This window comes from Nocardia sp. NPDC049935 (genome assembly GCF_055586645.1).
On record NZ_JBVJHV010000003.1, the window covers coordinates 816,535 to 830,848 of the forward strand.

The 14,314-nt window shown below is 70.5% G+C and carries 4 protein-coding genes; all 4 read right to left on the reverse strand.

Annotated elements, in window-relative coordinates; all coding sequences use genetic code 11:
• Positions 1-98 precede the first annotated feature (98 nt).
• Complete coding sequence (locus ACZ6SF_RS16650; RefSeq protein ID WP_466062964.1) at positions 99-1,319, reverse strand: oxygenase MpaB family protein; 1,221 nt, start codon at positions 1,317-1,319, stop codon at positions 99-101.
• Positions 1,270-1,932 (reverse strand): TetR/AcrR family transcriptional regulator, encoded by a 663-nt coding sequence (locus ACZ6SF_RS16655; RefSeq protein ID WP_466062965.1) that lies wholly within the window; start codon positions 1,930-1,932, stop codon positions 1,270-1,272. Before ACZ6SF_RS16655 ends, ACZ6SF_RS16650 begins: the two co-directional genes overlap by 50 nt.
• A gap of 17 nt (positions 1,933-1,949) precedes the next feature.
• Positions 1,950-2,861, reverse strand: a complete 912-nt coding sequence (locus tag ACZ6SF_RS16660; RefSeq protein WP_466062966.1) for an MFS transporter — start codon at positions 2,859-2,861, stop codon at positions 1,950-1,952.
• Between the two features lie 179 nt (positions 2,862-3,040).
• A partial coding sequence (locus ACZ6SF_RS16665) for an amino acid adenylation domain-containing protein (RefSeq protein ID WP_466062967.1) occupies positions 3,041-14,314 on the reverse strand: 11,274 nt, incomplete at its 5' end.

Below are 14,314 nucleotides of genomic sequence, written 5' to 3' on the forward strand. Positions count from 1 at the left end.
AATCGAGTGTGTCGTTCGATACAAAGTTGGAGTGAATTCACGCCCTTCCCCGGAGACCGGCGGTGTCGGGGAGCCCGAAACCGCCGGTCACGTCCGGGTCAGGCGATCTTGTCCAGCGCCGGCGCGGATTCGCCGATGGTGGCCGCGGATTCGCCGATGAGCCGGCGCAGGAACGCCTCCTGCTGGCGGCGGCCCGATACGCAGGCCCGGTCGCGCCCACCGGCGCTCAGGCGCGCGGTAGCGGTGCGGACGAGGTTGACCGGGAATCGCACCACCGGATACCACGGCAGGGTGTAGGGCAGGCCCAGGGTCCGCATGGCCTTCGGGCCGAGGAACGCGCTGGTGACCGAGAGGTGCTGGGCGCGGGCGATCCGGCCGCGCACCCCGGCCAGATTGGGATAGGACCAGTGCAGCGGGTCGTCGGCCATCGGCAGCGCCAGCTGACGGCTGGTGTCGTCGGGGTTGGTGATCGCGGTCAGGCAGTGCTGCAGGATCGCGACGCCGTCCCGGAACCCGGTGGGCAGCCACCGGTCCTCGACACCGATCAGCCAGCCGACGTACCGGGTCAGATGGGCGGCGGCGGCCATATCGGCGCGCGACGGCAGGATACCCATCGCCATCCCGCCGACGAACGGCGCCAGCAACGCGCCCACCAACGTGGCGGCCATATCGGTCTGGTTGATCGGCAGTCCCCAGTCCTGCCCCTGCCAGTCCGGCATCGCCGCGACATGGCGGCGCACCATGGCGTGGATGAACCGGACGTGCAGCGTGGAGCGATATCCGACCTCGAACTTGCCCATCCCGTTCTCGGCGGAGACGTCCATCGCCCACTGCAGGGTTTCGGCGAACCGGCGGGCCGGGCCCTTCTCCAGGGCGCCGGTGCGCAGCAGGGTCTTGTTGAAACCGGAGGCCAGGTAGCCGCCCAGGAAGGACACATCGCGGGCGAAGTAGAGGCCGTCGGTACCGCCGGAGCGGAACACCTGCTCACCGCGCCGTAAGAGGTCCTGATCGACCCACGCCGGGGTGTCCTCGACCGCGGCGAAGAACGTCCGTAGCGGTTCCGGAGCGTCGGGGACGCTGTCGATACCGTGGGCGAGAGCCCGGTCGAACAGGGGCCGGGTCGTGCTCATTCCCTGCGCGTACATCCAGTCGACCAGGGTGTCCATCGGCTCGTCGCCGACGAGCAGCGATTCGCCGAGGAGCCGCCAGCGCTGTGGCGAGGGCGCGCCGATGCCGAGCAGCAGGGCGAACGGGCCCAGACCGGGCGCCCTACCGGGCCGGTCGGGATGCCGGGTGGGGATCGAGACGGGTGTCGTCATGAGTGATTTCCTCACTGGGAGCGGCGATACCGCGCTTCATCAGCGGCACGATGGTGGTGCGGACGAAGGCGCGCGCCTCGTCCGGATCGGTGAAATCGACGCCGCCGACGCCCGGGGTGAGCATCAGCGAATGCGCCAGCCGGGCGATCATTTCGGCGATCGGCCGGGGATCGTAGCGAGCGACCAGCCCGGCGTCCTGGGCGAGGGTGAGCATGCCGACGATGTAGTCGATGCCGAGCGCGACCAGCCGCTGCCCCTGGACGGTGTAGAAACTCAGCGCTTCCTCCGGCGCGACGCGCAGCAGATGGGTGACCAGCCGGTGGATCCGAGTCTGCAGCAGGACGTACAGAATCGTCTCCTCGATCTGGGCATCCACCCCGTCCGAGGTGGCGGCGAGCGCGGTGACCTCGTCGAGCATCCGCTGGGTCTCACGTTCCAGCACCGCCTCGACGAGGTTGTCCTTGCCGTGGAAACGCCGGTGGATGGTGATCCGGTTGATCCCGGCCCGCCGCGCGATGTCCTCGAGCCCCGCCCGGCGGATCCCCACCTGCAGGATCCGCTCCAGGGCGGCGTCCATGATCACCTCGTCGACGCTGTCGCGATCACCAGCCATGTAACCAATATACGAAACTAGTTACATTGCATCAAGGGCTCGGTCCTCTCGCCAACCCGCCGCCACGCGAAGAGCGCGATCCCCAGCATCGCCGCGAACCCCACCCAGAACGGCCCGGCCGGCCCCAGCAGGCGAGCGAGGAAACCACCGAGGAGCGTCCCGAAGCCGAACTCCGACAGGCCCAACCGGGTGTGCGCGTAGAGCACGAGGGTCGCGAACGCCGCGCAGAACGGGATCTGCATCAGCCCCATCACCACGATCAGGTTCCGCAGCCGCCGATTCCGGCGGATCCAGGCGATTCCCTCGCGGATCTCGGTCCACAGTCCGGTGTGCTCGGCCGGCGGCACCGAATGCGGACGGATACTCGTCGCGACGGCCGCGGCCAGGCAGAAGGCCGCCGCGTTGACGCCGAAGGGCGCGGCCGCCGAGACGGCGAACAGCCAGCCGCCCAGGGGTTTCGCGAGCCACATATTGACCAGCGAGAACGTCAGCCCGAGGCGAGCGTTGGCGGCCGGCAGCAATTCGTCGGGCACCAGGGCGGGCAGCCGTCCCGCCGCCGCGGTATCGGCGAGGGTCTCTCCCGTTCCCAGCAGGAACAGCACGCCGTACAGCAGGGGCAGGGAGACGGCTCCGGCGGCGATCGCGACCGCCAGCGCACCGACGAGCGCGGCACGCAGAAGGTCGGCGGCGACGATCAACCGCCGCCGGTCCATCCGATCCGAAACCGCACCGCTGAGCAGTACGAACAGCAGCCAGGGCAGTTGCTGTGCCAACCCGGCGCAGGCCACGGCGACGGGATCATGGGTCAGTGAGGCGATGAGCAGCGGTCCGGCGACGGCGGTGAAACCATCGCCCAGATTGGATACCGCGCTCGCGAACCAGAGTTTGTGGAAGTCCGCGCCGAAACGCGCGGAGGTACGGGCAGACAAGGGGGAAGCTCCTTGCGAAGGGCCGGTGAGTGATCCGTGAGCCGCTTCGGAGCGTGCAGTCGAGTCAGACCTACGCCGAAGCGAGGATCCTGGCCATACGCATGAACAACCTCCCCTGTTTCGTCCGAGGATACGCGTTCCCGGCCTGCCGGGTGGCGCGCACGCCACCCGGCTTCCGGTCAGCTCTCGACGACGGTCACCTCCGCGGGCGCCTCGTCCGGCCGCGCACCCGCCGGGACGAACCAGTGGGTGACCTCGCCCGATTCCACATCCTCGAGCGGATCGTCCCCGGCCGGCAGTACCGACAGGGCTCCGGCGGTGGCGGCGACGAGGAATTCGTCGATCGCGGCGGGTCCGGAGGATTCGGTGGTGTAGGTCGTGGACTCGTAGTCGACCTCGTTCGACTCCCGCAGCCCCGCCGCCCGGTCCAGCGCCTCGGTCTGGGTGAGGTGGCGAACCTCGTCACCGGTGACCACCACGAACGCCGGGTGGTCCTCGCCCAGCGGGCGGGCCCGGTCGGCGTAGGACACCGGATGCGCGGGCGCCTCGGCCAATTCGGCGGCGGTATCGATCGCCTCCGGATTGAGCCATCGCAGCGAACCCGACGCGGTATCGCCCAGCACCAGAGCGGCGCCCGCGGCGGCGACCCGGTCGGCGGGCAGATCGGCCGCGAACAGCAGTGCCGCACCGGCCTTCTGGACCGCCCACGCCGCCACCACGGAATCCACCGACCGCCGGGTCGTGACCGCGACGGTATCGCCGGGGCCGATCTCGCGGGCGATGAGCAACCGCGCCAGCTGCGAGGACCGCCGGTCCACCACCTGGTAGGCGATCTCGTCCGCACCCACCAGCAGCGCGGGGGCGGCGGGATCCTCTTCGACCACTTCGGCCAGCGCCTTGCCCACGGTGCGGGCGCCCACCCAGCCGGCCGCCGGTTCGGCGACGGCGGGGCGCGCGTCGGCGACCAGCCGGGCCCGTTCGGCGGCGTCGAGGATATCGATATCCCCGACGACGACGCCCGGGTCGGCGGCCAGCGCCTCGAGCACCCGCAGGAAGCGGGCGGCCAGGGTGCCGGTTTCGGCCTCGGTGAACCGGTCGCCGGCGTATTCGAGCGAGAAGCCGAGGTGTTCCTCGTCGGTGACCATCAGCGTGACCGGATAGTTGGTGCCGCCGTGGAAGTCCAGGCCGGTCACCGACATCCCGTCGATCGAGCTGACCCGCTCGATGGATTCCCGGTCCACCGGGTAGGACTCGAACACCAGCAGGGTGTCGAACTGGGCGCCCGGCCCGGCCGCGCGCTGGATCTCGGGCAGCCCGGTCTGGTGGTACTCCAGCAGATCGGCCTGTTCCCGCTGGATCCGGGTGAGCAGTTCGGTGACGGTGGCCCGCTCGTCGATACGCACCCGCACCGGCAGGGTGTTGATGAACATACCGACCATCGACTCCACCCCGGGCAGTTCGGGCGGACGACCGGAGACGGTCGCGCCGAACACCACATCGCCGCGGCCGGTGAGCCGGCCGAGCACGATCGCCCAGGCGGTCTGCACGAAGGTGTTGACCGTGATCCCGAGCGACGCCGCCAGGTCCCGGATCCGCTGGGACAGCTCCGGATCGAATTCCGGGGTGACCCGCCCGTTCGGCGCGGCCCCGGGTTTCGGTTGCGGCGCCAGCAGGGTCGGTTCGGTGACGCCGGCCAGGGCATCGGTCCACGCGTTCAGGCCCTCGGCGAGATCACGATCGCCGAGCCAGGCCAGGAACTCCCGGTAGGAATGCGCGGCGGGGAGCGAACTCGCGTCGCCGTGCAATGCGTAGAGCATCAGCAGATCGCGCAGGATCAGCGGCAGCGACCACCCGTCGAAGACGATGTGATGTGCCACCACGGCCAGGTGCGCCCGCTCGCCGGTATCGCGGATCAGCGTGAACCGCAGCAGCGGCGCTACCGCGAGATCGAAGCCGGCGGCCCGGTCCGCGGCCAGCAGCCGGATCCGTTCGGCCTCGCGTTCGCCGTCGGGCAGGTTCCGCAGATCCAGTTCCTGCCACGGCAGTACGACCTGGTCCGCGACGATCTGTACCGCGCGCCCGGCCTGATCGGTGGTGAACCCGACCCGCAGGCTGGAGTAGCGGTCCAGCAGCGCCTGCCCGGCGGCCCGCAGCCGGGCCCCGTCCACGGCCCCGCCGAGTTCGATGACCGCCTGCTGGGCGTAGACGTCGCCGCCGCCCGATCCGGAAAGCTGCGACAGGAACAGCATGCCGGACTGCAGCGGCGAGAGCGGCCACACGTCCGACAGCCGCGGGTATTCCTGTTCCCAGCGGTCGATATCGGTCTGTTCCACCGTGACCAGCGGCATATCCGACGGGGTGTACCCGCCGGCGCCGCCCTGTCCGGCGTGCCGGGCCAGTGCGGTGAGCGCGGTGAACCACAGATCGGCCAGCTCCTGCACCCGTTTCCGGGACAGCAGACCGGTCGGGAAACCGAAGGTGGCCGACAGGCGCCCGTCCTCGCCGACGACCGCGTTGATCTCGACCGTCGCCGGGGCCGGCAGCCGGTGCGCGCGGCGGGTCAGCGGTTCCACGAACCCGTCCACCGGGCTCCAGCCGTGACCCGAATCGGTATCGGCGCCACGGTGATCGCTGAACCGGAACGTGATCGGGGCGGGGCCGGTACCGCGGTAGCCGACACCGGCGCCGGGCACCGCGCGCAGCTGTTCCTTCACCGATTTCACCGTCGTCCCCAGCGCGGAGCCACCGGTGAACGCGGCGTCGAGGTCGATACCCGCGAGGTCGAGGCGGACCGGGTGGGTGCCGGCGAACCAGCCGACGGTGCCCAGCAGGTCGGCGCCGGGCAGGGCGTCGGCACCGCGGCCGGAACGTTCCAGTTCGACGAGTGCCGCCGGACCGCCGGACCAGCGCACCACGGCCAGCGCCAGCGCCGACAGCAGCGCGTCGAGCTGATCGCCGTGGTAGAGACCGGGGATATCGGCCAGGATCGCGGCGGCCGTCTCGTCGGGGACGGCCACCCGCACCTGATCCATGGTGACGACAGTGTCGACGGCCGGATCGAAATCGCGTTCCGTCGGCAACGCCGCGACGCCGCGGTGGAGACCGCGCCAGTACGGTTCGGCCGCGCGGTCCCGGGCCGCTTCGGCGATACCGTGCGACCAGGCACGCAACGAGGTCGCCACGGCCGGCAGCACGATCGGGCGGCCCGCCGCCGCAAACTCAGGGCGGCCCGCCGCCGCGGCCTCGGCGGCCGTACCGAGATCGCGGCCGATGATGCGCCAGGACTGTTCGTCCACCACGAACCGGTGCGCGACGGCCAGCAGCATATCGGCGCGCTCGGCATTACCGGCGAACCAGACGAACTGCACCATGACGCCCTGTTCGGGGTCGAGCCGGTCGATCGCGGCGTCGAGTTCGGTCGCGGTGATCCGGATGAACTCACCGTCCTCGACCTCCGCGGCCACCGGAACCCGGTGCAGTACCGCGGAGGCGTGCACCGATCCGGGTTCGCCGATCACCACCGCGTGCCCGCTGCCGGTGCGGTGCACCCGGGCGCGCAGGGCGTCGTGGGTGTCCAGGACCGCGGTGATCGCGGCCGACAGCGCCGGTTCGGTGAGACCGGCCGGCAGCCGCCAGGCCACCGACTGGGCGTACCCGGCATACGGCGCTCCACCGGCGAGCACCGCCGCGATATTCGGCGGTATCGGCATCTCCCCGACACCGCCGCCGGGCAGTTCCGGCAGCAGCGGACGCGCCGGTTCCAGGTCCACGACCGCCACCGCGGCCAGCCCGGCCACTGTGCGCTGCTCGAACACGTCACGGGCCCGGAATTCGACACCGCGGGCGCGGGCCCGCGAGACGAGCTGGATGGACAGGATGCTGTTACCGCCGAGGGCGAAGAAATCGTCGTCGACACCGATCTGCTCCATATCGAGCACCTCGGCGACCACTTCGGCGACGATCTGCTCGGCCCGGGTGGACGGCGCGCGGTAGGCCGACGCGGCGAACTCCGGTTCCGGCAGGGCCTTGCGGTCCAGTTTGCCGCTGGTGTTCAGCGGGAATTCGGCCAGCCCGATGATCAGTGCCGGAACCATGTACACCGGCAGGGTCTCGCCGACGGCCTCCAGCAGCACGGCCTGGTCGATCTCCGCGCCCGGCGCCGGGACCGCGTAGGCGATCAGCTGGTCGCCACGCTGGGTCGGCAGCACCAGCGCCACGGCCTGGCGTACCGACGGCTGCGCCAGCAGCGCGGCTTCGATATCGCCGAGTTCGATACGCTGACCTCGCAGTTTCACCTGGAAATCGCTGCGGCCGATGTAGTCGAGCACCTGCCGTCCGCCGGCGGGCTGCCAGCGCACCAGGTCGCCGGTGCGGTACATCCGGGTGCCGGGTTCGAACGGGTTCGCCACGAACCGGTCCGCGGTGAGATCCGGCCGCGCGATATAGCCGCGGGCCAGCTGATCACCGGCGAGATACAGCTCGCCGACCACGCCCGGGGGCACCGGGTGCAGCCGCGAATCCAGCACATGTACCCGGGTGTTCCACTGCGGCACACCGATCGGGACGGAGGCCCCCTCGGTCTCGGTCGCGGGCCAGTAGGTCACCGAGACCGCGGCCTCGGTGGGGCCGTACAGGTTGTGCAGGGCCGCACCGGAGATCGCCTTCATCTCCGCGACGGTCGACGGCGGCAGCGCCTCGCCGATCACGAAGACATCCCGCAGGGTCGGGACGGTCCCGGCCGGGGTGTGGGTGGCGAACACCGACAGCAGCGACGGGACGAAATCGGCCACGGTCACCCGGTTCGCCGCGATGGTCTCGGCCACATAGGCCGGATCGCGATGGCCGTCGGGGGTGGCGACCACCAGGGTCGCGCCCGCCCGCAGCGGTATGAAGTTGGCCCACAACGAGATATCGAAGGTGGCCGGCGCCTTCTGCAGGTAGACGTCCGCACTGCCGAGGGGGTACTCGGCCAGCATCCACTCGATCTGGTTGTTGATCGCGCGATGCGATACCGCCACGCCCTTCGGGCGCCCGGTCGAACCGGACGTGAAGATCACATACGCCGGGTTCTCCGGACGCACCGGGCCGCGCAGTTCCGCCGCGGTCAGCGGGAAGCCGTCGTAGCCGGAGGTGTCCACGGTGTCCAGATGCAGCACCGGGGTGCCGTCGGGCACCGCGACCGCGTCGGCGGTCCGGCTCAGCACACAGACCGGGCGCGCCGTCTCCAGGACATAGCCGATCCGCTCGGCCGGATGGTCCGGATCCAGCGGCACATACGCACCACCGGCGGCGATGATCGCGTACATGCCGATCATCAGGTCCGCCGACCGCCGGACGGCCAGGCCCACCAGCGATTCCGGGCCCACGCCCTCGGCGATCAGCAACCGCGCCAGGCGGTTCACCCGCTCGTCGAACTCGCGGTAGGTGAGCCGCTCGTCCTCGTAGACCACCGCGATCCGGTCCGGATGCGCCGCCGCCGTCCGGGCGTACCCGGCCGTCAGCAGTTCCGGTTCCACCACGTGCGCGGTCGCGTTGCGTTGCGCGAGCTCGGAGCGCTCGTCCGCACCGAGGACGGTGAGGTCCCCGACCGCGGTATCCGGGGCGGCCACGATCTCGGCCAGCATCCGGACGAAGCGGTCCATGAAGCCCTGCGCCGTATCGTGGTCGAACAGATCGGTGGCGTAGGTCAGATGGCCGCCGATACCGCCGGCGGCGCCGGTCTCGTCGTAGACGTCGCCGACGATCAGATGCAGATCGAACTGCGACATCTCGGTATCGAATTCCAGCCCGGCGACCGAGAGACCCGCGAGTTCGAGCGCGGCCCGGCTCTGGTTCTGGAACGACAGGCCCACCTGGAACAGCGGATGGCGGGCGGTGGAGCGCTGCGGGTTCAGCAGTTCCACCAGCCGCTCGAACGGCACATCCGCGTTGGCGAAGGCCGCGATATCGGTCTCGCGCTGGCGCGCCAGCAGATCGGTGAACGCCTCGCCGCGATCCACCCGGGTACGGAACACCAGGGTGTTGACGAACATACCGATCAGATCGTCGAGGATCGCGCTGCCGCGACCCGCGATCGGCGTACCGACGGCGATATCGTCGCTGCCCGACAGCCGTGACAGCAGCACCGCGAAGGCCGTGTGGACCACCATGAACAGGGTGGCTCCCCGCTCGTGGGCCAGCCGGACCAGTTCGCGATGGGTCTCGGCGTCGATCCGGATCTCCACCCGGCCGCCGTGGTAGCTCTGCAGCGCCGGCCGCGGACGGTCGGCGGGCAGATCGAGCTGGTCGGGCAGATCGGCCAGCGCCGTACGCCAGTACTCGACCTCGGCATACGCCAGCGATTCGGGATCGTCCTCGGCGCCGAGCACTTCGCGCTGCCACAGCGCGTAATCGGCGTACTGCACCGGCAGCGGCTGCCAATCGGGCGCGGTACCCGCGGTGCGGGCCGCGTACGCGAGCATCAGGTCACGGGTCAGCGGACCCGCCGACGAACCGTCACCGGACACGTGGTGCACGGTCAGCGCGAGCACGTACTCGTCGGTGGCTCCGGTGATCTCGAAGACCGCGATCCGCAGCGGCGGCGCGGCGGTGACATCGAACGAGGTCGACAGCACCTCCAGCACGGCCTCCTCGATACCCTCCGGCGCGACCGCGCGGGTCTGCAGTTTCACCACATCGCTGCCCGCGGGCAGGATCACCTGCACCGGGCCCGAATCGGTTTCCGGATAGTAGGTGCGCAGGATCTCGTGCCGGTCGACCAGATCGGTGATCGCCGCCCGCAACGCGGGCAGATCGAGCCGGCCCGAGAGCCGGACCGCCACCGGCACGTTGTAGGCCGCCGATTCGCTGTCGAACCGGTTCAGGAACCACATGCGCTGCTGGGCCGGGGAGAGCGGGATCCGCTCCGGACGCGGCCGAGCCGTGAGCGGCGCCCGGCCGCCCCGGCCCGTCTGCGCCTGCACCCGGGCCGCCAGCGCGACCACCGTGGAGGCCTCGAACAGCGTGCGGACCGGCACCTCGGTATCGAGGGCGGCGCCGAGCCGGGCCGCCACCTGGGTCGCGATGAGCGAGTTGCCGCCGAGGGCGAAGAAATCGTCGTCCAGCCCGATCCGCCGGGCCCCGGACAGCCCCAGCACCTCGGCGAAAACACCGGCCACGATCTCCTCGACCGGTGTGGTCGGCGCCCGGAACCGCCCGGATTCCAGGACCGGTTCCGGCAGCGCCCGGCGATCGAGTTTGCCGGCCGGGGTCAGCGGGATCTCGTCCAGGACGACGATCGCGCTGGGCACCATATAGTCCGGCAGCACACCGGAAAGATGTTCGGTCAGCGCCGCGGTATCCACCGTCGCACCCGCGACCGGCAGCACATACGACACCAGGATCGTCGCCCCGGAATCGGCTTCCCGGCCGAGCGTGACCGCGAAATCCAGTTCCGGCCGGGCCGCCAGCGCGGCGTCGATCTCGCCCAGTTCGATACGGAACCCGCGCACCTTCACCTGGAAGTCGTTGCGGCCCACGTATTCCACGCTGTCACCGAGCCAGCGCACCACGTCGCCGGTGCGGTAGAGCCGCTCACCCGGCGCGCCGAACGGGTCGGCGACGAACCGGCCGGCCGTGAGCGCGGGGCGCGCGTGATAGCCGCGGGCCAGCTGGATACCGCCGAGGTAGAGCTCGCCCGCGACACCCGCGGGAACCGGCTGCAGCCGGGCGTCCAGCACCAGCGCGCGCATACCCCGGATCGGGCCGCCGATGGTGACGGCCTCGCCCGGAACCAGCGCGTCGCTGATATTCGACGCGACCGTGCTCTCGGTCGGGCCGTAGGCGTTGAACATCGCGCGATCCGCCGCCCACCGGCCGACCAGATCCGCCGGGACCGCCTCGCCGCCGACCACGATCGCGCGCACCTGCGACAGTGCGCCCGGATCGAGAGAGGCGAGCACCGAGGGTGTCATGAAGGCATGGGTCACCCCGGTGGTGCGGATCAGTTCGGCCAGTTCCGCGCCGCCGAACATCATCGACGGCACCAGGACCTGCGTCCCCGCCGCACCGACCGCCAGCAGCAGTTCCAGGATCGAGGCGTCGAAGGACGGGGAGGCGAAGGCCAGTGCCCGGGTGGAGGTGTCCAGCCCGAACCGGCGGACCTGTTCGGTACCGAAGTTCCGCAGACCGGCGTGGGTCACCGCGACGCCCTTGGGCAGACCGGTGGAGCCGGAGGTGTAGATCATGTACGCGGTGTTCGCGGTGCGCAGCGGTGCGCGCCGATCGGTATCGGTGATCGCGTGCGGCGAACTGGCCTCCACCTCGGCGGCGAGATCCGGATCGTCCAGCACCAGCCAGCCGCCCGGCGGCACCGGAAGCTGTGCCACATCGGCCGCCTCGGTCACGCCGAGCGCGGCGCCGGAGTCGGTGATCATATGGGCGATGCGGTCGGCCGGGTAGCCCGGATCCACCGGCACCAGCACGGCGCCGGATTTGGCGATGGCCCACAGGGTCAGCACCGAGTGCCAGGAGCGGCGCAGCGCCGAGGCCACCGGGACCTCCGGACCGGCGCCCCGGGCGATCAGCACCCGGGCCAGTTTGTTGGCGGCCGTATCGAGTTCGGCGTAGGTGTAGGAAACACCGTCCGCGACCACCGCGATACCGCCGGGGTTGGTGGCCGCCGCGGTCACCAGGATCTCGGCCAGGGTGCGCGGCGGTTCGGCCGGACCACCGGTGCGGGTGGTCAGCGTCCGCCGTTCGGTGGCGTCGAGCAGTGCCAGTTCCCCGACCGCGGTCCCGGCATCGGCGACCACGGCCGCCAGCAGCCGCTGGAAGCGGCGGCCGAACTCGACCACCGTCGCTTCGTCGAACAGATCCCGGGCGTAGCCGAATTCGGCGGCCAGACCGCCCGGCGCGCCGTCGGGCCCGGTGATCTCGCGGACCGTCAGCTGCAGATCGAACTTGGCGATCTGGGCGTCGGGGTCCAGGCCGGTGAAGGTGAGACCGGGCAGTTCGAATTCGAGTTCACCGAAGTTCTCGAACGAGAGCACGACTTGGAACAGCGGATGCCGGCCCGCGGAACGCTCCGGGTTGAGCACCTCGACGAGGCGTTCGAACGGGATATCGGCGTGCGCGAAGGCCCGCAGATCGGTGTCCTTGTTCTCGGCGAGCAGTTCGGTGAACGACGCCTCCGGCCGCACCCGCGACCGCAGCACCAGCGTGTTGACGAACATGCCGATGAGGTCGTCGAGTTCGGCTTCGCCGCGGCCCGCGATGGGCGTGCCGATGGCGATATCGTCGCCCGCCGACATCCGGGCCAGGAATACCGCCAGCGCGGTGTGCACCACCATGAACAGCGTGGCGTTCCCGGTGCGCGCGAGTTCGGCGAGGCCGGCGTGGGTGTGCGCGTCGACGAGGAATCCGGTCTTCCCGCCGGCGAACGACTGCTCGGCCGGGCGGAGCCGGTCGGTGGGCAGGTTCAGTTCGTCGGGCAGATCGGCCAGTTCCGCGGTCCAGTAGGCGAGCTGTGTACCCGCCACCGAGGCGGGATCGTTCTCGTCGCCGAGGATCTCGCGCTGCCAGATGCTGAAATCGGCGTACTGCACCGGCAGCGGCGACCAGCCCGGCAGCAGACCGGCCGCGCGGGAGGCGTAGGCGGTCATCACGTCACGGGTCAGCGGGCCCATCGACCAGCCGTCCGCGCTGATGTGATGCGCCACGAACACCAGCACGTAATCACCGTCGGCGATCCGGAACAGGGTGATCCGCAGCGGCACCTCGTCGCGGACGTCGAAGCCGGTGGCGGCGACCGCCACGATCCGTTCCTGCACCTCGTCGGCGGTGACCGGGATCGGGGTGAGATCCGGTACGGCCTGATCGACCGGAAGCACCCGCTGTTCCGGCTGCCCCGCGGACGCGGGGTAGACGGTGCGCAGGACTTCGTGCCGGGTCACCACATCGGTGACCGCCTGGCGCAGTGCGTCCGCATCCAGTTCCCCGGTCAAGCGCACGGCGGCCGGGATGTTGTAGGCGGCCGAAGCCGTATCGAACTGGTTCAGGAACCACATCCGCTGCTGCGCCAGCGACAGCGGGATCCGCTCCGGCCGCGGACCCGCGACCAGCGCCTTCCGTCCACCGGTTCCGGCGTGCTGTTCCACCCGCACCGCCAGTCCGGCGACCGTCGCGGCCTCGAACAGCACCCGCACCGGCACCCGCGCGTCGAGCGCGGCGCCGATCCGTGCGGTCACCTGCGTGGCCAGCAGCGAGTTACCACCAAGGGCGAAGAAATCGTCATCCGCGCCGATCCGCTCGACCCCGAGCACCTCGGCGAACACATTCGCCACGATCTCTTCGACCGGCGTCGACGGAGCCCGGAACGCCTTGGCCTCGAACTCCGGCTCCGGCAACGCCTTCCGATCCAGCTTGCCGTTCACGTTCAACGGCAACGCGTCCAGCACCACGAACGCCGACGGCACCATGTACGACGGCAACTGCGCCGCGAGTTCGTTCTGGACCCGGGCCGTATCGACAGCGCCGCCCGCGGGCACCAGATAACCCACCAGCCGATCACCGGTGCGCACATCGGATTTCGCGATCACCGCCACCTGCGCGACCTCCGGCAACGCCAGCAACGCCGCCTCGATCTCACCCAGCTCGATACGGAAACCACGAATCTTCACCTGGAAGTCCGTACGACCCCGGTACTCCAACTCCCCGGCCGCGTTCCACGCCACCAGGTCACCGGTCCGGTACATCCGGCTGCCCGCGTCGAACGGGTTCGCGACGAACCGTTCCGCGCTCAGATCCGCGCGTCCGAAGTACCCGCGTGCCAACTGCCCGCCCGCCAGGTACAGCTCACCCGCGACACCGTCGGGCACCGGCCGCAGCCGGTCGTCGAGCACGTACACGCTGCTGTTCCACTGCGGCACACCGATCGGCACACTGTGCCGGTCGGCCGCGGTGACCCGGTGCGTGGTGATCGAGACCGCGGCCTCGGTCGGGCCGTAGAGGTTGAACAGTTCGGTGCGCGGATGACCGGTCAGCACACGCTGCGCGGTCGCCCCGGGCAGCGCCTCACCGATCGCCATGACCCGCCACAGCGAATCGGCCAGGCCGTCGGCCAGCAGCGCGTCCAGCATCGAGGGCACCACATGCAGGGTGGTCACCCACTCACGCCGCATCAACTCGTTCAGATACGACGGATCACGATGCCCCTCGGCCGAGGCGATCACCAACCGGCCACCGCAGACCGCGGCCGACCAGAACTCCCACACCGAGAGGTCGAAGGTGGCGGCGGTCTTCAGCAGGACCGCGTCGGCCGCGTCCATCCCGAACTCGGCGACCACGTACTGCAACTGGTTGGCGATGGCCGCGTGCGCTACCGCCACACCCTTCGGCCGCCCGGTCGAACCGGACGTGAAGATCACGTAGGCGGTGTGCTCGGGGCGCAGCGGAGCGACCCGCTCGGCATCGGT